Here is a 20,297-nt window from a genome sequence, read left to right on the forward strand (position 1 = left end):
GATGAATGCAAATCAAAAGCCAAACCGTTATCAAAATACCTCTCATCAAACCTTGCTAGCAGATAAGATAAAAGACGTCACTGCACATGATTTATCAATGAATAAAAATCTTCTAAGCCCCTCAGGGTTAGAGATGCCAGCAACGGATCGCATGCAAACCTTAGGTGCCTTTGACTGGAAACATACCATCAATGAGACTTACTTTGATCTTGATGTCAGTTTCAGGCAACCGAATAAGTTTTCTGGTTTTTTGCAACATGCTAAGCTTCTAGAGATAGGTGTTTCGCACTATCATGCTAATACTGTGCACTATAATCGCGGCAGACAGAGTTCCGGCTATATTGATGACAGTATTTTAATTACTTTTCCTATGACAGGCGACGTTCGTTTTGCCCAAAAAGGACGACAGCTGACCTCTAAACCCGGTCAATTCTTTATTGAACTGTCCAGCTTACCTTATGAGTTTTATCATCTGCATGAAGCATCATTGTATGTGATTAAGGTACCATTGGCATTACTCACTGCACAAATGGGCACTATAGAGCGACAGTTCGCACGCAGCTTAACTATTGATGAAGGTGCTGGCAGGTTACTAGGGCGTGTCCTCAATTCATCTTGCAATGAATAATGGTACACGCTAGGTAAAGCATAGACTTAAAGTTGCGAGCCAACTTCTCATAGCGAGTAGTGATGCTACGAAAATGCTTGAGCCTTGCAAACATATTTTCTACAAGATGACGCAGTTTGTATAAATAGCTATCAAACTCTGGATTAGGCTGTTTGGCATTTTTCCTTTTAGGGATGACAGACACCATATCGTGGGTACGGGCTTTGTCTCTGATGGCTTCTGAGTCATAGCCTTTATCAGCGATAAAGTAATCAGCTTGTCCAATCATGTCAATCAATTCACCTGCAACTTGACTGTCGTGGACTTCACCCCCAGTGATTTTAAAATCGAGCGGATATCCATCGGCATCACAGCATAGGTGTATCTTTGTAGTTGCTCCGCCACGGCTTTGTCCAATTGCTCGGTCTTCACCAAGCCGAGCTCCACTTGCATGTTGGTGACAGCGTATATAACTTCCGTCGATGAATACCCATTCCGTATCAACTTCTTTTCGTAGGCTAAAAAAAATTTCTCCCACAAACCAGTCTTTGACCAGCGATTAAAACGGTTATAAGCTGTCTTCCACGGGCATAATTCTTCAGGTATATCACGCCAAGGAGCACCTGTACGTAGTTTCCAAAGAATGGCTTCCATCACGTCACGATTCTTATCTTTTTGGTAGCAACCATGTTGTGCCATTGTCACTTGTAGCTGTTTCCAGAGATTATCGGTCAATGCTTGTCTGGCCATCTTTAATGAATACCTATCGATCGCTAAAATATAGACCTTATTTTAGCGCCTATATTTACTTTTTCCAATTAGGGACACGCCCTAGGATTTCAAATTGGTCAAATACTGGCGCTTATTCATAACAATCAGCTGGGTGATTTAGAGATAAAAATATTAGAGCAGCAGCTGCTTAACCTTATTGTATTGACATTGATCGCCCCGAAAGAGGTGATGATGAGTACCAGCTCGTCCATACAATCGGTGCACTTAAAGCGGATAGAACACTATGTAAGTCTAAACTTAGCAAGCTCTGACCTTAATCCTAAGACCGTCGCTGCTGCTTGTCATATCTCTGCCAGATACTTACACAAGCTGTTTTCCGATCTACCTTATACTTTTTCAGACTGGGTCAAGGAATTGCGCTTAAAGCAGGCCAATCACATTTTAAAAACCAAAAGCCACCTGACTATAGATGAAGTGGCGCATAGAGTCGGTTATGGCGACCAAGGTTATTTTTCACGCATTTATAAGCAACATTTCGGTTATTCGCCGCGAGATACACCAAGCACAGGCACAGGATAGTTATTATTATGTACTCTGTTATGCAGTCGCTGTATGATTTATACATTGAGCATTAGCGCGTATATTTATATTTAAGGAAAAACCAAGATGACTGTTGCTACGAATGATAAAACAGCAAAAGTAGAGATATATGAAAGCGCTGATGGAAAAGCGCAGGTAGACGTACGTTTTGGACAGGATACGGTCTGGCTGTCACAATCACAAATGACAGAGTTGTTTGGTCGTGACCAATCAGTGATTTCGCGTCATATTGCCAATGCCATAAACGATGAAGAGATCGCTGAGAAAAGCAATATGCAAAAAATGCATATTGCAAATTCTGACCGCCCTGTGACTTTTTATGACTTAGATGTAGTTATCTCAGTAGGGTATCGCATCAAATCTCCCCAAGGTGTGCAGTTTAGACGCTGGGCAACCCAGCGCTTACGTGAATACTTAGTTCAAGGCTATACGCTCAATCAAGAGCGTTTTGATAAAAACTCAAGCGAACTACAACAAGCATTAAATTTAATTAGGAAAACCGCGCAAAGTCCCGAGCTGAAAACCGATGAAGGACGCGGCTTGGTTGAGATTATCAGCCGTTATACACAGACATTTTTATGGTTACAGCGCTATGATGAAGGCTTGCTTGATAATCCTTCAGGGGAGGATGGCGGTATCTTACCCAGTCCGACTGAGGCGATGGCAGCGCTGACGGATTTAAAAGCGCAGCTGATAAATAGAGGTGAAGCGACTGAACTATTTGCCAAGCCTCGCGGTGATGGGTTGGACAGCGTACTGGGTAATTTACAGCAAACCATTTTTTGTTTGTAGATTTTCTGCATCGTAACCATCGACTACTGAATGATAGAGGTGACATGGTCATCAATAATACAGGGCTTGCGGCATTAACCTTACTGGTCGCTGAATCTGATCCCAACCAAAAAGAAACCTTGATTAAGCTGATTATGAATATGTTGTCGTTAGAGAGTTGATAAACAGGCTTATTGTCAGCATTATTTAACCTCTTAAAAACACATAACGCCAATAATAAAAAGCACATTCTAACGACAAAATTAAAGGAACTTCAATATGTTTAGCATGATAAAAGACTGGCGCGAGCAGCGCATATTGGACAACAGCGAGTTTACCCATGCTGACTGGATGCAAGCGGCAAAGCGTATTGTCATACTTGATCGGTTAAATGAGGACGAGCTAACACGCTTGTTTGAGCTGGCGACGTTATTTTTGGCGGATAAGTCAATCACGGGCGCACAAGGTTTTGAGATTAGCGATACGGTGCGGCAATCCATCGCCTTGCAAGCTTGCTTGCCTATCTTAAACCTTAGCCTTGAGTGGTATGCTGGCTGGTCAGCCATTATCATTTATCCTGGTTCCTACAAGAGCGAAACCACCACTGTCGATGAGCTGGGCATTGTCCATGAGGGCAGTCAGCACCGTAGCGGCGAAGCATGGCTGCGCGGCCCCGTTATTCTGTCGTGGAAGGATGCCAAACACTCAGGGGAGCGCGATGGTCATAACGTGGTCATTCATGAGTTTGTGCATAAGCTTGATATGTTAAATGATCGTGCCAACGGCTTTCCACCGCTACAAGCGGATATGAATCCTGCGCGCTGGACTGAAATTATGACACGAGATTTTGAGGATTTTCAAAGCCATCATAAATCAGGTCTTGATCGTTATGGCGCGACCAATCCAGCGGAGTTTTTTGCAGTGCTCAGTGAGGTATTTTTTGAGACGCCGCAAAATCTGGTCGATGCTTACCCTGATATTTACGACATAATGATGAAGTTTTTTCGCCAAACACCACTTTAATCAAAATCATTAATAGTCGCTATTAATGTTCGACAATGAATATATAGACATGAAAAAGCAATGAAAAAGGGCAGTGCATGGGTTTCATGACACTGCCCTTTTTTTGGATTATTTTTCCTTTAAGTCTATGTTTTTATAGATAAAAACTATTTAAGTTGTCCATTGCTCATTCACAATAGCGACCAAATAGCGTTTACCTTCATACTCTTCAAACACTAAACGCATGATGCGCCAATCCATACCAGCGTATTCCTCCGAGCCTTCATGATAAAACTCGACAACCTCTGAATTGGGATAAATTTTCTTCAGGTTATTAATCATATTCCCACTGTGTTGGAACTCATTAATACTGATACTGGCATTGTTAAATTTGCTAGCATCAATCCACGTGTCTAAATATGTAGGTAGTGGCGTGACGAGTAGATCGCCCGTACCGTCTTTTTCACCCCAAGTAAAACGAATTTTAGACTGTTGTAAATATTGGGCGAATTGTGCACGGCTAAAGACTTTATCTGTCTCAGGACGCACATAGGCATACATCGAAAAACGGACGCCACGGGTTGGATGAATATCATTGGTGATGCGAGAAAAATCTTTATTCGCAAGCGCGCGCTGAATACGTAAGGCTTGCTGCTTAAGGGTTTGCTGACTGATATCGGAGACAACAGGCGTTGATGAATGACCGTTAGATTGATTTGGAGTGGCTATATTGGATTCAGCAGAAGATTGACAGCCAGTTGCTGCTAGCGCCAAAGCCAATGCGCCGCCAACGGTTAATTTAGATGAACGGTCTTTGAAAGTAGATAATAGGGTCATAAAGCATCCTTATCGCAGTGGTTAGCGAAATATACGTTACTGTGAATATAATTGGGCAAATTTCACAAGATTACTGAGCAAAAAGTTATTATTTAAAAGTTACTAGGGTGTGTCCTTATTCTAAAAATGGTGATAAAAATGAGATAAATTGCTGTCAAACAAGGAAAGTAGCGCAAATAATATCAAGATATTCATAAGCTATTTAACGATGTTTGGCAAAATTCAGCCATTTTTAGTCCATTTAGTTAATAATCGATTGAATTGAGGACGCGCCCTAAGTAATAGATTGTTTTTAGTAGATAAACCGGAATGATACGATAATACAGCAGAGTCATAATATGGTTATGATGTAATGGTTTATAACACTTATATCATTGAAGCTCGTAGAGAACGCTATGCCAACACATTATTCACTGATGCTGCTAGTTATGGGACTAATAGCAACCAATTCTGCTATAGCTGATATAGTAGAGTCAACTCAGACTTATGCAGCCATAAAAATAGCGACCATTAGCAACATGTATCAGCAAGATATCAACAATCAAGGCATGGATAATCCGGGCGTATTGCAACAGTATGCCGACCCAGATCTACAAGCCGCGATGCAGATTGAACAGGATTATTTTGATAGAGAGCAAATATCTTGTCATGTTGATTATGATGTATTGTGGGATTCGCAAGATCCTGATTATGCACAAGACAAACAGTTTTCGATGACTGACCAAGGATTGGTGCAAGTAGGTTTGGCACATGGCAGCAATGTTTATTATGAGTTGTCATGTAATGGTACCGATGACAATGCCAATTGCCGAGTGGCAGATGTGGTTTTAGGTGAAGATGGCAAGTCTTTGCGCAAGCATTTACTAGAAACCTGTCGCTAGCCAAAAACCCTGAATAAGAGTCACATAAACAATCATGAGAGCTTATAAATAGCACTGTATAAGACTATGAGCCTAACTTCTAAACCCATTGGCTTGTTTTCGCATAATGTATATTATGTTAAATAAGCAATACCTGATAGCAAATTCATGGAATTATAATCAAACGGTAAATTATTAATCTGATTGATAATTGCTTGACCAGAATATGTACCACCTATCAAATAAATACTGTAATCACTCCTAACGTAACTACTAGCTGATATGCCTTGAAGGTTTAATCTACCATTCATTCAAAGTTAATCTGTTCGATGAACTTGTTCTGACTATGGTTAATATGCTTATTACCTTCACCATGCATAGCTAGCCCTTTGCATAGTCTCTCATTCCTAATCATCATCCAACAGCAAAATTCACTATCATTCAATTGTTAGCATCTTAATCATCTGGCTCTTTGGTACGAATGCTTTTGCAATACGTTAGGCATATAAAGATATCACTACCTATAGATTATTAGCTTAGCTCAAAAATCATAACTCTTTTTGATATCTGTTACTTCATATCAGTTCTAATAGCGCAGGTATGATATTACAATACTCTTACTTGACCTGTCTGCAAGTCTGGTTTAGATATACCTTATAGTGGCGAGTATCATTGCCAACTAAGCTGTAATACTTTTTGTTTTAAGTTATCAAAAACCCCCTCACTATTCGTAATATAATTCCATCTAAAGCACTGAGTTAACAACCGTCAAATTTGCACAGAACAGTACTACGCCCCTAATTTTTATATTCTGTGCACGTACAGGAGCATGGTTTTTGTCGAAAATATGCTCAATCAAATGCTAGGAAAAGCATTCATCTTATATTAACTCCAATTATTTGACCAAAATAACCAGTAATAATAACCTACAGCTCAATAAACGCATAGCCTACTCCTCCTTCAGTCGTTATACTACAATCATCCCCAACCTTCACTTGGGAATGAATATACTTTATAACCTTATATTTAAAGGGTTTTGTAAACTCACTAATGAATAACAGTGTCCATGTTAGTGTCCAATAGCTATCTACGTTTCCCAGAAGACGCTTTTCAGGACTCATAAAACGTGCGCAAAGATTGCTCTAAATCTAAGTATAGAGATAATAGATTAACACTCACAATTTACCTAGCTTATAAAGCTGACGGATGTACATCATGGCTGTCGATAATTTAAATGATATCAATAAACTTGAATGCCGAGATAAAGATTACTCGGTCAGTGTCTCAGGTATCGCGGGTTTAAGTATTCGTATTTATCCAAATGGTAAAAAGGAGTACTACTTACGGTACGCTCATCCGCATATCGATGGTAAGCGCCCTAGAATGATGTTAGGTAAGGTCGAAGATATCAGTCTATATGAAGCTAAGTATAAAGCAGAAACTATACTTAGTATGGTCGCACAAGGCTCTGACCCTAAAACTATCCATAAAAAAGAACAAGTCAATAAGTATGCTCATCTAAAGAACGCCACATTTTCTGAAATTACACAAGCGTGGCGAAACCACAAAACATCAAGTCGTCACCATAGTAAATCTAGAAAGCGCGCATTTAGTGAATCAACTCTTAAATTTTGGGATTTGTGTCTAGGATATATGTGTCGTGAGATTGGCGACTTAAGAATGAACGATATCACAAGCGAGATGATATTGAGTGTATGTGAGGCGATTCAAAATAATGAAAATCAAGCAACCTTCGTTGGTGCCAGCACTCGGCTTTATACTGAAAAGGTCTTCTCATTTGCTGTCGCAAGAGGATTATGCGATAGAAACGTAGCTATTGATACGCGTGGCGAGCTCGCACCTGCTAGCTCAGGTAACCACTTACCAGCCATCACCAAGCCTGATCAGTTTGCCACTCTCCTAAACGATATGTCCCATTTCAAAGGTGCAAGTAAAACCACATTAGAAGCGATGAATTTACTACCGTATGTCTTTGTGCGTAGTATCGATTTGCGGTCTATGCGCTGGCAAGATATAGATTGGGATAATAAGCTATGGGAGTTTTCTCCTACTAAAGGCGAAGGTCGTGATGACATGGTATCGCACTTAGTTGTGCCACTAGCCACTCAAGTAATTGAGCGCTTAAGAAAAATACAAGCAATCACAGGTCACAAAGAACACGTATTTGCATCGATACGCGCCTCGAGCAATCCTTATATTAGTAAAGCAACGCTAGTGCAAATATTTCATAGGCTTGGATATAAGGATGTTCAATGCGCTCATGGATTTCGAGCATCAGCGAAAACTCTACTAATGGAACAACCTGAGCTGCGTTATTCAGATATCGTGACTGAGCTGCAATTAGGACATCGAATAAAGGATACGCATGGCGGCGCTTATAACCGATTAGATGAAATAGATACTAGGGTACACATGATGCAAGATTGGGCAGACTATATAGATAAGCTCCGGGGTTCAACGTAATACTTACTTTACATTGATCGTATCACTCAATAATAATATGCCTATTAGCATTCACAGTGCACAATAAGCCCTTTGCATAGCATCTCATTCCCATTCATCACATAACAACCAAAACACACTAACATTCGCAAGCTGACGGCTTCTAAGCTCCGGTATCTTATTTGCAATAGCTCACTTCGTGTACTGACAAACTCTATAGCCTCGGTTTAATTATCCAGTTTTACCAAACAGTCAGAATTAATATCAGCAATCGTTTTGGCACCAGTCAAGGTCATTGCGACGCGTATTTCTTTATCTAGCAGTTCTAACAAATTGCTTACCCCTGCACCGCCATCCGCTGCTAAAGCATAAATAAAAGCGCGCCCTAGCATGCAAATGTCAGCGCCCAAAGCCAACATACGCACAATATCTAAGCCATTACGTATGCCAGAGTCGGCTAAAATTTTAATCTCTCCTTTAACCGCATCGGCAATAGGAGGCAGCGCCCGTGCACTGGATAAAACACCGTCCAGCTGTCGCCCACCATGATTGGATACGACTATGCCGTCTGCCCCAAAACGCACCGCATCTTTGGCATCTTCTGGGTCCAAAATACCTTTGATAACCATAGGCCCATCCCAGTACTCGCGAATCCAATCTAAATCTTTCCAAGAAATAGAGGGGTCAAAGTTATTACCTAGCCAGCCTATATAGTCTTCCAATCCTGTTGGCTTACCTAAATAAGCAGAGATATTGCCCAGATCGTGCGGACGGCCATTTAGCCCTACATCCCATGCCCATTGCGGATGCGTCATAGACTGGAAGTAACGGCGCATAGCAGCATTTTTACCGCTCATACCAGAGTGCATATCTCGGTAGCGTGCCCCTGGTACTGGCATATCTACCGTAAAAACCAAGGTCGAACAACCCGCCGCTTTGGCACGCTCCAAGGCATTTTTCATAAATCCTCGGTCCTTTAATACATAAAGCTGAAACCACATTGGACGGTTAATTTTAGGCGCCACTTCTTCAATCGGACAAACCGAAACTGTCGACATGGTAAACGGAATGCCTTTTTGATCGGCTGCCATAGCGGCCTGCACTTCTCCGCGGCGGGCATACATGCCTGTCAGACCCACGGGTGACAACGCTACAGGCATAGATAGAGTTTCATTGAATAACTGCGTTTCGAGACTAAGCTGTGACATATCATTCAGTACACGTTGTCTAAGGGCAATTTTCGATAAATCTTCAACATTATGTTTTAAGGTATATTCCTCATAAGCACCGCCATCTATATAATGAAATAGAAATGGTGGCAGTCGGCGCTTGGCAGCAGCCCTGTAGTCGTTTGGAGATGAAATAATCATACGCTTGCCCTTATTCTGTTAGATATCTATGTAATATTTTTGAATCTCTAATTATTTATTGATTAGTGCTAAACGATGGATGCAATTGGCTTATTTTTGAAGCGGCAAGCTCAACCCACACTCACTATTACACACAGCACGAGCAATTACGTTTGGTTTTCGACATTTTACCAATACCCGGATTAAAGCTATTGGTTGGGTCTAGACTTTTATAGAAATTCTGCAAATCAGGCTCTGCTTCGTATAGATGACCGACATTATGCTCAGCAGGATATTTGGCTCCGCGTGCGCTCAATAGCTCTAACATCATCTTTTTAACAAACTTGGCATCACTGCCCTTCTTCAAGATATAGTCTTGATGAAACACATAACAAAAGAAATGTCCGTAATACAGCTTCTTTTCTAAGTGTTTTTCAATGTCTTCAGGCAAGCTTTCAAGCCACTCTAGCTCGTTACGTGGTATGGCAATATCCAGCGCTAATATCTCGCCGACTTCTTTTTCATGTATGATTTCATAGCGTAATGCGGCACCAGCTGCGGCAAAACGATTTAAAAGTGCGCTTTCTGACTCTTCCTGACTACATTCAAAATAGTTACCCGTATCCGACGCATCAAAAAACGTCTTCAGAAAATCTTGAGCCTCTGCTATACCTTCATCACTCATTTTTATGATGAGGTGATGCTCGTATTGATTACGGTACTCCATCATGCGCTTGGGCAAATGCTTTGGAAATAGAGTAGCGATAAACTGCATGACTTTGTCAGTGAAATGCTTTGGCATCCATGACCACTTATGGAACTTTGCATCCATAGCGCCTTTGATAGAGAACAGTCTAGGTAAAGCATTTGTACCGAGATGCTTGATACTCAAGAACGTGTCTTTACCGTATTTAGCGGAGACATCAAATATATCACGATGCATATACTCGCCCACTTCAGGGATATTGTCGAAGCGGGATAGTATCTGTCTTCTGAGCTGTGCAAGCTCACTCACACTGTTGGTGCCTATGTAGAAAGTTTGCTCTTTTGCCGCTATTGGATAAGTGTCAAGACGTACTGCAAATACGGCAAGCTTGCCAGCACAGCCGCTTGCTTCATACAGTCTGCGCTTGTCCGCATTAAAGCGACTGGGCGTGCTTGCATCAACATCTTTTACTCGGGCGATGTACTCTCTGTCAGATGCGAGCTTACCAGTGTCAGGTAATTCTCTTCTATCAAAATGACCGTTTTGCAAATTCGTTAATATTTCTTCCGGCGTATCACCCAACTCGACGTCTAGATGATTGACTAGCACCAGTTGACCGTGTTCATTTATTTGGGCAAACACAGCAAGCTCGGTATAGGCAGGGCCTCTTTTGACCAAAGCCCCACCAGAGTTATTAGATATACCACCAATAACAGACGCTCCCAATGTCGAGGAACCGATGACAGAGTGAGGCGCTCTATTGACAGCATTAAGCTGACTTTGCAACTGATGCAATGTTGCCCCAGGCAAGCTAATCACTTGCTCGTTATTATTCACCGAATACAACTGGTTTATGGCAAGCGTATTAATCACCACAACAGGTCTATCGTAGTCATTACCGCTCGGTGTGGATCCTTCAGTCAGGCCTGTTTTTGCAGCTTGCATAATGATAATACAGTCGCCTTCAACGCACACTTCTAGGCTACGCCAAATGTCCAGCAATGTTTGCGGGAACAAGACCGCTAAGGCACTGCCGCCACCAGAGCGCCACCCCATTCTATAGTGCTCATTTTTCTCTGGATCAGCCTGTACATTACTCGCGCCTAGCAAGTTGGTTAGTTTATCTAACACCTGATCAGGACTAAGCATGCCTTGAGAAGCGCGATTTGACGAAGATATATGATGCTCCTTATCTTGTGATTGTGTGTCATTCATCATGCTAAGGGCCCTTGAAAACCAAAAATGTAAATGGCGGCCATGACGATGATGCCACAGAACAACACATAGTATATGGTGGGTAAAATAGTACGCCTAAGTGTGGCGCCCTCCATACCAAGTAAACCCACCGTTGCTGATGCAGCCACCACGTTATGTATGGCAACCATATTACCGGCTGCGGCACCAACCGCTTGCGCCGCGATGATTAGAGAAGGTGAAATATGTAAGCTCATGGCGGCTTCATATTGGAATTGACTGAACATCATATTAGATACGGTATTAGAGCCTGCGATAAATGCACCTAAAGCACCAATGGTTGCACTAATCAATGGAAAAACATTGCCAAAAGTACCTGAAAACAACTCTGCACTGGCGACTGGCATACTCGCCACATCTGATAAGTTTATGCCTGAATTGATAAAAATTCTAACCATTGGAATCGTAAAAATAAGTACAAATCCAGCCCCTAGTACAGTCTTGCCTGATTCTTTAAAGGCACTGTTTAGGGCGCTGACGGGCTTTCTAGTTTGAAAAGCGGCGGCAACCAAAGCACTAATTAGTAACAAGCCACCTGGTAAGTATAAAGGACTAAAACTGGCACTGATATCTGTCTCACCTAAAATCGAGGTTAGGTCTACTGCCACACTGTTAAGTAAAGACTGAAAGCCTGTAAATACTCTTGAAAACACCAGTAAAAGGGCAACCAGTAAATAAGGGAACCACGCCATAAGGGTGGACATCTTCTTATCACTCAAGGTCAGCGTAGTATCTTCTTTACTGACCACTAACTTACCAAGCCATTCACTCGGCCAGTTTTTTTGCGGTTCAAAATCCCATGTGGTTTTTGGTACCAAAAACCCTCTTTTAGCAGCATTAACAACGACAGGAATACTGACCAAGCCACCGACCAGTGACGGAAACTCTGGCCCTAAAAAAACACCGGTTATCATATAAGGGATTGTAAATGCCAAGCCTGCAAAAATTGCAAACGGCCAAATCGCAAAGCCTTCCCGCCAGCTTTTGTTTTTACCAAAGAAGCGAGTGAGCATCATCACCATAAAAAGTGGCATAAACGTACCAATGACACCGTGAATAATGGCGACTTGACTGGTAATCAGTTGTAAAAATTCGCCCCACTGTACTCCTTCTTGTGCCAGTTGAGCGCTAATGGCAGCTTTATCTAACCCATCATTTACCCCTATCACAATAGGCGTACCGACCGCACCAAATGATACAGGTGTACTTTGTATCATCATTCCCATCAGCACTGCACCCAGCGCCGGAAATCCTACTGCCACCAGCAAAGGCGCTGCAATAGCGGCAGCTGTACCAAAACCAGAGGCACCCTCAAGAAAGCAGCCAAAGCACCATGCAATAATAATGGCTTGCACACGCCTATCTGGCGATACATTAGTAAACCCAGCACGGATAACGGCGATTGCACCAGTATGTTTTAATGTATTCAACAAAAAAATAGCACCAAAGACTATCCACAATACCGAAACCGTAATCACCAAACCCTGAATAATAGATGATGACACTCGGTTAAGCGTCATATCCCATATAAAAATGGCAAGCGCTGCGGTAACCACTAAAATGATTGGCATTGTTTTTTTAGCTGACCATTGCAAACCTATCAGAAAAATACCACAGAGAACGATTGGCAGTAATGCCAAAAGCCCATATATTGTTTGATTCAAAATTACATCCTTTTGATTGTGTGATCTTCCCTGAACCAAGTCATCGAAGCCTTTATTTTGACGAACCCATGATGACTAAGTTGTATTAAATATTCACAAATAGGGACTGCTTATTTACTAAATCTGTCTTGCAGAAAAAGCCGAGCACGACTTGCGACAGTTTATGTCCCAATGTCAAAAACGCCCTGGAATAGTCTACGCCTTGTTAATTCATTGATATATTGCATCAATGGACAATGTTATTTTCCTTTTTTGATATAATCAGAAACACATTACTGCAATTGGAGAACAAGTGTGACCAAAGCTGACGACATGATTTTATTCGTTCAAGTTGTTGAAGAAGGGTCATTTTCTAGAGTCGCTGAAAAATTATCATTGACGAACTCAGTAGTGAGCAAGCGCATTGCGAGATTAGAAGAGAACTTAAATACACAACTGCTTTATAGAACCACTAGAAAGTTGAGCTTAACCGATGCAGGCAGGGCGCTTTATAACAAAGCTAAAATTGCTAAATCCGCCTTTCAAGAAGCTGAAAATGCTGTCACGGGTTACGGCGAAGATATGAAAGGCCATATACGTATAACCATGCCTGTGGTCTCTGCGAATTTCATATTTAGCGAATCTATTGCCGAATTCTGTAAACAACACCCTGAAGTATCAGTAGAGTTACAAATTACCAATCGATTGGTTGACTTGATAGAGGAAGGATTTGATTTGGCACTAAGGACCGCTGTGCTTGAAGATTCCTCACTCATTGCAAGGCGCCTTATAGATAGCCAATGGATTATATGCGCGACTCCAGCCTATTTAAAGCAATATGGTACGCCTCAAACTCCTGAACAGTTACAGAATCATGAGTGCTTGGTTTATAAGTTTGATAATACGGCTAACAGTACATGGCCGCTATATATAGACAGCAAAGAGCAATTAATATCTGTCAATGGTCGGTTTCATAGCAATCATCTGAGTGCAATTAAGCAAGCCGCGCTTAGCGATTTAGGTATCGCTTTTTTACCACAAGTGTTGATCTATGAGGAAATACAGAAAAATACACTCACGCAGATTTTACAATGTTTTACCAGCAAGAAGCTGGGGCTATATGCGGTTTATCCTAAGGCCAGACAACCGGATCAAAAGTTAAAACTGCTCGTTGCACATTTACGAGACTCATTACATCAAAAACAGGCTTACTACTACTAAGTAATAAGCCTGTTTTTGATGTATATAAAAAGACTAATGAAATACAAGAGCTAATAAGAGGTTGTTATGACTATGAGCCATAGAACTTACTTTTTTGTATATATAGCATATCATTAATTAGAACATTCAATAATTTAGCGGTCTTAAAATTAAAAAGATAGTGAAGAGTTTTTTATGAGCAATAAAAATGATTGATGAGCCAAATATAATTCTCATATTAGCTACATTGGCAAGTTCGGCAATCAAGTCATAACACATTGCTGTTCTGAATATTAACTTGCCCGCATATCTATTGTCGTATTATCTTCTTCATTTGCTAGCTCAGACTCAGTGTCAAACTTACGCTGAATCTCCTGATAAAAAGAATGGCCTGCGTTGGTTAATATATAAGCTTTTTTGCTAGGTACTTCAATCATAATATCTCGATGAACCAATAGTTTAATAACCACATCTTGCAACGTCCGCTCACCTTTTGTGATGAGTTTGGATTTCTCCAATATCTCTTTAACATGAGGCATATCTGCCATTTTCAAAAAATCATCTTCAGTCAAGCCACCACTTTTCGCATTGGTTAATTTACTGAGTTTAAATTTATGGTGATTAATATATTGACCAATAACAAGCAACATAGTCATCGCTTTCATTGCTAGTTCAGTTTTTGTGCCATCTAGCGTGCCTGTAGCAACGATGCAAATATACTCAGGATCATTTATTGGTGCAATAACCAGATGATAACCGCTCATTTTATACTGTTTAACGTATTCATCTTTATTGTCTATTATCTCAATAAATAATGGATTAACGGTGTCATCACCTGCATTATCAAGGAGATGTTTATTGAGCATCTTTCCATTCATTAAATGGCTATATATCTCTTTGCTTAATGTGTAATTTGCCATAATAGCGTGCTACCTGTCTATTTGAAGTAACGTTAGGATGTTTAAAGTTAAGCCTCTGCATAATCCCAAATGATATAATCAAGATAATAAACACCATCATCAATCCTATCACGATCGTTGCGGCGCTGAGACACACATGCGTCATCCAGTGCACTTAAAAAGTATTCGAGCGCATACAAAAAATCTATTATGCCCGCATTAGGCAATAACTCCTGTAGCTTCTGCCACACATAGCGTTGTACATTCTCAATCATATTATCCACTGCTATCTCATATAACGTTATACTCAATATTTGTTCGCAGCGTTCCTCTTCAATGTCAATCTCTAGTGGTAACGCACGTAAGGGATTATCCAGCTTTTGCTTCAACGGACGTCTGAGCATCATCTCATAATAATTATTAAAATGATCCAGTCCCCTACTTGGTGAATAGTTAAAACGTTTCTCGTACTTTTTTTTATGATCTTCTAAACCATCAAAGGTTGTGGCAAGCTTGAATACCTCGCTGTCCGCATTTAAGTATTTATTCTGATGGCGTCCATGCCTTAAAGGCACTAGCGATTCAACCAACACCCCAAAAGCGCGCTCCATACTCAAAAAGAACTCTCTTTCTTGTGCTAAATTCACCAAATAAGCGTTTAAACGACTGGCAATGGCTCTGATGTCTTTGTAATAACAGAAGATAGCGCCAACGCGAAACTGTAGTGTTCTCGCCTTGTCTACTTCCCCTATTTCTTCAAAATAATGCTCAAGATCTTTTAAGGTTTCTGATAGATTTTTAGTCCCTTTTAATTCAAGGCTTGGGTTAATAAACTCAAGGCAAGGCGTGATGTTACGATGATATACATGCTGCGCTCTATGAAATAACTCATCTAAACCCGTCTCTAATGAGCCCATTTCACGGCTTTTATACATATCTGCAATTTCATCGACACGGTAATCTAGGACTCGCATATTTTCAGAGATATCTACTTGAATGTCGCTAAGTTTTTCATAGAAAAAAGCATAAGTCTCTTTAAAGTTAATACCCTCAATGGGCAAAGTCGTCAACTCATTTGCCAGTCGAACAACGTCTTGTCGATGCGATTCAAAAGGTTGAGAATCTAATTGTTTTTTGCGAGAAATATCCAGCCATACTAAGATGTTATAAATGTCTTTTGATAGCGTTACCATATTGGTTAAACCATCAATATTAACGAATACATTCGCCTGCAATAATGCCTCGACACTTAAGATATCTTTTAAGGCATAGTCATCATCTTGATAAATAACTTGTTCGTAAAACTTCAGATATGCTGTCATAGGAAACTGTAACGCCGTCTCGTTGGCATTAATCACATCAACGAATCTAAAAAAATGAGATTTATGCTTTAATATACCTGCTAATATCGCTTCTCGATTAATGACCATGCACAACCCTCCCCTGACGGTTGATTTGGCTCGGCATAATATGGAAGATACAATCACGAGATTTGGGCTTGCCATTGAGCAAGCTTTTATCAACTCGAATGTAATTAGGGATATAGCGTAGGGTGTCTGCATGCAAGCCCGGATTGGCGCATATAATAGTAAATCCAGCATTGCTTACCTGTTCAACAATGGTCTTAATATTATCTTTGTCAATGGTGCCCACTTCATCCACAATAATAGGCATGCGTAAGCTACTGCCTTTTTGGAAAGCTTCACTAAATAGCAATGTAGCAATTAAGGCGGTAATAGTACTGGTCGTACCGCCTGATTGTGACTTTTGTTCGATTTCACCCGTCGCCTGCGTATACTCGTAGTCAATACTATCAATCAAATTACGCATTTTTAAACGTTGACTGTTTGAATGGCTAGTCTTTTCAACATAGTTGATAAGCGATTCATAAAAGCGCTCATCTAAAAGACTGGTTTGATTGGCATTGTGCTTAGCATAGGTACGTTCCAAATTGGCAAAATCAGGTGCTAAGTTAAGCTTAAGAGAGACTTGATGTAAGTTAGATATCTTATGCTCATTCAATTTTTTATTGAGGGAGCTAATCGTCGTACGTAGTAATCCAGCCGAATCTGTAATTTCTTTTAATAAGTTATCAATCACACTATTATGGGTTTTTATTTTGTCATGATAATTGCTTTTTTGAAATTCAAGCGTATCAAAGGAATTTTTATATTGCTGAATCACCTCTCCCAGACTATTGATACCTTCAATACGCTGGTGCGGATTAATACCCTCTACCAAAACCACTTCTGTAAAATCTGACACTTTGCTGACAAGCCTATTAACACGCTCACTTAGCCCGCCTATGCGATTGGCGATTGTAGATGCTGCATTTAAATTAATCTCAATATCATTACTTTCTAAATATGATGCTATCTCAGGATCGTCTTTCGCTAGATAAGGCAATCCCTGCGATTTTACACCTGCCAGCAGATTTGTAATGCTTTCGGCCTCTTTACCAAAGCTAATAATGTCATCGAACTGCTCTACGATTTGATTATACTTACTGTCTGTTGATGCTTTAGATTGCTCTTTAATGGCTCGCAGGTCTTGAGCCTCTGCCAGCGCCTTTTCTTTTTGGCTTATTTTCTGTGTTTTATCCTCTATCTGACTTTTGATCAAGGATAACCCTTCAAGTAGCGTAATATTGGCATCAAGCTCTACTATCTGCTCCTTAAGGGCTTGTTTTTTCCCCTCAGCAATCTTTTTACCTATGTCTGTATCAAACTGAGACAGTGCTCTGTTTAACTCTCCAATCTCTTGGCTCAATGTAGACGCTTCTCTCTTATCTTGTGTAATAGTTTTTTCAAACTGGGAGCGCTGTTTATCAGCATCATAAGGGTGATAAAATGTATTAGGTAAAGTGAACGATAAAAAGGACAAATGATTAGCATCATCAACCATAAACAGCGCCGTGAAATCACTAATTTGACGTAGAGCTTCCTCCGTCAATGGATTATTAGCGGTAATATTTAAAAAATCCTCATTAATGCTGCCTAATATATGCGCGCTATGGGAGGGTAACTGATTGGCAAGTAACAAGTCATGATTATCAAGTCCGTTTTGAGCGGCTTTTATTTTTGCCTTTAAGTCCTGTTTCTGCTTATTTTTTTGCTGAATTAAAATAACCGTATTTTCTTTAGCTTGCATGGCTTTAAAATTTTCGTCATACCTATGACGTTGGATAGTCATTTCAGCAATAATATCTTGTTGGCTTTTATGAGCAAATTGACCTAATATTTTCTCAGCTTTGATTTTCTGTTGCTGCAGCTGTGCTACTTCCTCTTTTAATGCTTTGTGCAGCGTGCCCAATCTAGTAATCTCATTTGCAACTTGCTTTACTTCTTCTATGGCATGATTGCGTTCTCTCTCAATGTCTTCCTTTCTAGCACCAATAGCGATTTTATCTTTAGCATACTGCTGTTGCTTTAATTTAAATTCTCGTAAAAATGCCGTGTACTCTAAGACCGCATGTTTTGCATCCAGATGTAGAGCATCAAACTGCTTTTGAATAAATTCATAGTCGTCTTTATTATCCGTTAAGCTTTTAATCTTTAAACTTTCTTCAAATAGCTGCGCGCGCTCTATCTTAAGGTCATGTACATTTTCGTTCAGCTTCTCTTTGTCTCGTCCCCGCTGCATCTCGATAATAGTCGCAATAGCATTGGGCAGTTTCTTTTTCTCATCCTTACCAGCATCAAACGCTAATTCATAAATTTTGACAAAAGAGCGAATAGACGCCTCTTTTTGGTCTTTAATCGGCACCACACAAAAATGGCTGGTTTTAGACCCTCTATTACCGTACATCACATTTTGTAATTCTTGCTTGGTGGTGAGGTGTAATCCACCCAGTTTTTTCTGTACCTCTATCAGGCTTTTAATACCTAACTCATCAGCAAAGTAATTGGTCTGCTCATTCCATATGAACGGCTTTATCTCTTCATAAGGCACAGGGAAGAACAAACGATGGTATTTATAATCTCCAACACGGTATAGCAGCATCGTAAATAAACCAGCGTGGTTCTTTACTTCTACGGCGATAAAAGATTCACTGATTGGAAAATAATGTTTGTAAGACTCTTCCTTGCTGTAGGGATCATTTGCTTTGTTCGTAAAGTTAAATTTGCTTTCACAGTTATTAAAATTAACTTCAGGATATAAAATAAGCTTAGTCGCGGCAAGACTAGAGGTTTTGCCGCGGTTATTTTTACCGAGCAGTACTAAAGGCTCATCGATGGGTATCTCTGAGTAAGCATGACTCGCAGAGTTAACCAAAACAATCTTATTAAGACAATAGTTGAGTCTAAAGTCATCATTCAAATAGTCATCAACACCCCTTTCTAAGTCATTTAAGTCATTGTCGATCAATGGACTATCTAACGATTTGTTATCGTTATGATCCATAGTAGGGGCATTTATATTGTGAGCCGTAAGCTCATTAACAGACAGGTGATGAGTATTAAAATCAGTAGCCATACAAATATGCCTCTTGTTCTAAGATAGTATTGTGTTTTTTGATAATGCGTATGCAGGGGAGCAGTGCTTGAGGCATATTCTCATCAAGGTTGTATACCTTTTGCATATATTCGGGCGAACATTTATCAATAACTTGCTTAAGGCGAGACTCGACATCATTTGGAATGACAAAGTGAATCTCCATGCTTGATGGCAAGTTATTAATCAGTGAGGTTGCCGTTTTAATGCCGCCCAAGTCAAGATCTAGACATAAATACAAGGTGTTATAAAGACTTAAAAATGGAAGGTGTAAGCTATTAGTAATCTCTGTCCCTGCACCAAAGATGACATCAATGTCTTTACGCATATCCTCAGTAATTTGGTAGTGTTCGCTCAAAAACTTAAATGTTTTATCGCTATGAATAAACAGCTCTCTGTTTTCTAATATTAACGCAGACTTATTGGTTTTATATTTAGGAATCCTACCGTCGTCTTTGAATATCAGAACGTCAGGATGGTTTTGGTATTTTTGGATAAGAAGTAGTGAGCCATTCACTTTAAATGCATGGCTATTATTTTGCATTGCTCCTGAGACTCTATCTTCGCCTTGACTCTCAGCATAATAGTGTAAAAAAGCCAACTTTTCAGGGTCGATATAACTTAGGATGTAAGTATGTGCACCCTTTTTAACCGATTGTAGGTCAGACTCAGCAAATCCATCAAAGGATGAAATAGACGCTATTAATTTCTGAAAAGCTCTAAGATTAATAGCTTCACCAGCGTCTATTTTTTCCAAATAGTTTTTTAAGGTTTTCGCAGCCATATATCAAATCTTTTTTAATAGTCATATTAAAAACCGGCAACCGCAGAGCATGCAAGTAGTACAACGAAGGGAGCATCATACCTAACAGTTTAGTAG

The 20,297-nt window shown here is 40.2% G+C and carries 16 protein-coding genes; 7 read left to right on the forward strand and 9 right to left on the reverse strand.

Annotated elements, in window-relative coordinates; all coding sequences use genetic code 11:
• Nucleotide 1: 1 nt before the first annotated feature.
• Nucleotides 2-628 (forward strand): cupin domain-containing protein, encoded by a 627-nt coding sequence (locus AK822_RS07225; RefSeq protein WP_060491109.1) that lies wholly within the window; start codon nt 2-4, stop codon nt 626-628.
• Here the strand turns inward: AK822_RS07225 and AK822_RS14660 are convergent.
• Nucleotides 606-1,357, reverse strand: a protein-coding gene (locus AK822_RS14660; RefSeq protein WP_157292369.1) for an IS5 family transposase whose coding sequence is annotated in 2 segments (ribosomal slippage) — nt 606-1,150 and nt 1,150-1,357 — 753 coding nt in all. Because the reading frame shifts where the segments join, the coding sequence is not laid out codon by codon here. The genes AK822_RS07225 and AK822_RS14660 overlap by 23 nt on opposite strands.
• 213 nt (nt 1,358-1,570) lie before the next feature.
• Here AK822_RS14660 and AK822_RS07240 point away from each other — a divergent pair.
• The 3 genes from AK822_RS07240 (at nt 1,571) to AK822_RS07250 (ending at nt 3,733) form a co-directional block, all read left to right on the forward strand.
• Nucleotides 1,571-1,918, forward strand: a complete 348-nt coding sequence (locus tag AK822_RS07240) for a helix-turn-helix transcriptional regulator (protein ID WP_060491112.1) — start codon at nt 1,571-1,573, stop codon at nt 1,916-1,918.
• 87 nt (nt 1,919-2,005) lie between these two features.
• On the forward strand, nt 2,006-2,731 hold the full coding sequence (locus AK822_RS07245) for a virulence RhuM family protein (RefSeq protein WP_228138981.1): 726 nt from the start codon (nt 2,006-2,008) through the stop codon (nt 2,729-2,731).
• Nucleotides 2,732-2,989: 258 nt separating this feature from the next.
• Nucleotides 2,990-3,733, forward strand: a complete 744-nt coding sequence (locus AK822_RS07250) for a M90 family metallopeptidase (protein WP_060491113.1) — start codon at nt 2,990-2,992, stop codon at nt 3,731-3,733.
• 150 nt (nt 3,734-3,883) lie between these two features.
• Here AK822_RS07250 and AK822_RS07255 read toward each other — a convergent pair whose 3' ends face one another.
• Nucleotides 3,884-4,549 carry a hypothetical protein gene (locus AK822_RS07255; protein ID WP_060491114.1) on the reverse strand — a complete coding sequence of 222 codons (666 nt, stop codon included), beginning with the start codon at nt 4,547-4,549 and terminating at the stop codon, nt 3,884-3,886.
• Nucleotides 4,550-4,944: 395 nt separating this feature from the next.
• Here AK822_RS07255 and AK822_RS07260 point away from each other — a divergent pair, with 395 nt between their 5' ends.
• Both AK822_RS07260 and AK822_RS07265 read left to right on the forward strand, forming a co-directional pair.
• Nucleotides 4,945-5,430 carry a hypothetical protein gene (locus AK822_RS07260; RefSeq protein WP_060491115.1) on the forward strand — a complete coding sequence of 162 codons (486 nt, stop codon included), beginning with the start codon at nt 4,945-4,947 and terminating at the stop codon, nt 5,428-5,430.
• A gap of 1,194 nt (nt 5,431-6,624) precedes the next feature.
• Nucleotides 6,625-7,893: a tyrosine-type recombinase/integrase gene (locus AK822_RS07265; protein ID WP_060491116.1), complete on the forward strand. Its 1,269-nt coding sequence runs from the start codon at nt 6,625-6,627 to the stop codon at nt 7,891-7,893.
• A 206-nt stretch (nt 7,894-8,099) separates the two neighbouring features.
• Here the strand turns inward: AK822_RS07265 and lldD are convergent, their stop codons facing one another.
• The 3 genes from lldD to AK822_RS07280 all read right to left on the reverse strand — a co-directional run bounded on the left by lldD (nt 8,100) and on the right by AK822_RS07280 (nt 12,845).
• Nucleotides 8,100-9,242, reverse strand: coding sequence for an FMN-dependent L-lactate dehydrogenase LldD (lldD, locus tag AK822_RS07270; protein ID WP_060491117.1), 1,143 nt, complete (start codon nt 9,240-9,242; stop codon nt 8,100-8,102).
• 127 nt (nt 9,243-9,369) lie between these two features.
• On the reverse strand, nt 9,370-11,076 hold the full coding sequence (gene dld / locus AK822_RS07275) for a D-lactate dehydrogenase (RefSeq protein WP_060492218.1): 1,707 nt from the start codon (nt 11,074-11,076) through the stop codon (nt 9,370-9,372).
• Between the two features lie 65 nt (nt 11,077-11,141).
• Nucleotides 11,142-12,845 (reverse strand): L-lactate permease, encoded by a 1,704-nt coding sequence (locus tag AK822_RS07280; RefSeq protein ID WP_060491118.1) that lies wholly within the window; start codon nt 12,843-12,845, stop codon nt 11,142-11,144.
• A gap of 294 nt (nt 12,846-13,139) precedes the next feature.
• On the opposite strand from AK822_RS07280, the gene AK822_RS07285 reads away from it, so the two are divergent.
• Complete coding sequence (locus AK822_RS07285) at nt 13,140-14,045, forward strand: LysR family transcriptional regulator (RefSeq protein ID WP_205628039.1); 906 nt, start codon at nt 13,140-13,142, stop codon at nt 14,043-14,045.
• Nucleotides 14,046-14,317: 272 nt separating this feature from the next.
• Here AK822_RS07285 and AK822_RS07290 read toward each other — a convergent pair whose 3' ends face one another.
• The 4 genes from AK822_RS07290 to AK822_RS07305 are packed head-to-tail and all read right to left on the reverse strand — an operon-like array spanning nt 14,318 to nt 20,201.
• Nucleotides 14,318-14,944 carry a condensin complex protein MksE gene (locus AK822_RS07290; RefSeq protein ID WP_157292372.1) on the reverse strand — a complete coding sequence of 209 codons (627 nt, stop codon included), beginning with the start codon at nt 14,942-14,944 and terminating at the stop codon, nt 14,318-14,320.
• A gap of 47 nt (nt 14,945-14,991) precedes the next feature.
• Entirely contained in the window at nt 14,992-16,353 is a 1,362-nt protein-coding gene (locus AK822_RS07295; RefSeq protein WP_060491120.1) for a hypothetical protein, read from the reverse strand.
• Nucleotides 16,343-19,399, reverse strand: coding sequence for a coiled-coil domain-containing protein (locus AK822_RS07300; RefSeq protein WP_060491121.1), 3,057 nt, complete (start codon nt 19,397-19,399; stop codon nt 16,343-16,345). The genes AK822_RS07295 and AK822_RS07300 overlap by 11 nt, the downstream gene beginning before the upstream one ends.
• Nucleotides 19,389-20,201 (reverse strand): hypothetical protein, encoded by an 813-nt coding sequence (locus AK822_RS07305; protein ID WP_060491122.1) that lies wholly within the window; start codon nt 20,199-20,201, stop codon nt 19,389-19,391. The genes AK822_RS07300 and AK822_RS07305 overlap by 11 nt, the downstream gene beginning before the upstream one ends.
• Between the last annotated feature and the right edge of the window lie 96 nt (nt 20,202-20,297).

Origin of the sequence: Psychrobacter sp. P11F6 (genome assembly GCF_001435295.1) — a bacterium.
GTDB lineage: Bacteria > Pseudomonadota > Gammaproteobacteria > Pseudomonadales > Moraxellaceae > Psychrobacter.

What these genes read in the sequence shown, in the direction of transcription:
- AK822_RS07225 (WP_060491109.1), top strand. Translation starts at nt 2, where the DNA reads ATGAATGCAAATCAAAAGCCAAACCGTTATCAAAATACCTCTCATCAA.
- AK822_RS07240 (WP_060491112.1), top strand. Translation starts at nt 1,571, where the DNA reads ATGAGTACCAGCTCGTCCATACAATCGGTGCACTTAAAGCGGATAGAA.
- AK822_RS07245 (WP_228138981.1), top strand. Translation starts at nt 2,006, where the DNA reads ATGACTGTTGCTACGAATGATAAAACAGCAAAAGTAGAGATATATGAA.
- AK822_RS07250 (WP_060491113.1), top strand. Translation starts at nt 2,990, where the DNA reads ATGTTTAGCATGATAAAAGACTGGCGCGAGCAGCGCATATTGGACAAC.
- AK822_RS07255 (WP_060491114.1), bottom strand. Translation starts at nt 4,549, where the DNA reads ATGACCCTATTATCTACTTTCAAAGACCGTTCATCTAAATTAACCGTT.
- AK822_RS07260 (WP_060491115.1), top strand. Translation starts at nt 4,945, where the DNA reads ATGCCAACACATTATTCACTGATGCTGCTAGTTATGGGACTAATAGCA.
- AK822_RS07265 (WP_060491116.1), top strand. Translation starts at nt 6,625, where the DNA reads ATGGCTGTCGATAATTTAAATGATATCAATAAACTTGAATGCCGAGAT.
- lldD (WP_060491117.1), bottom strand. Translation starts at nt 9,242, where the DNA reads ATGATTATTTCATCTCCAAACGACTACAGGGCTGCTGCCAAGCGCCGA.
- dld (WP_060492218.1), bottom strand. Translation starts at nt 11,076, where the DNA reads ATGCTTAGTCCTGATCAGGTGTTAGATAAACTAACCAACTTGCTAGGC.
- AK822_RS07290 (WP_157292372.1), bottom strand. Translation starts at nt 14,944, where the DNA reads ATGGCAAATTACACATTAAGCAAAGAGATATATAGCCATTTAATGAAT.
- AK822_RS07295 (WP_060491120.1), bottom strand. Translation starts at nt 16,353, where the DNA reads ATGGTCATTAATCGAGAAGCGATATTAGCAGGTATATTAAAGCATAAA.
- AK822_RS07300 (WP_060491121.1), bottom strand. Translation starts at nt 19,399, where the DNA reads ATGGCTACTGATTTTAATACTCATCACCTGTCTGTTAATGAGCTTACG.
- AK822_RS07305 (WP_060491122.1), bottom strand. Translation starts at nt 20,201, where the DNA reads ATGGCTGCGAAAACCTTAAAAAACTATTTGGAAAAAATAGACGCTGGT.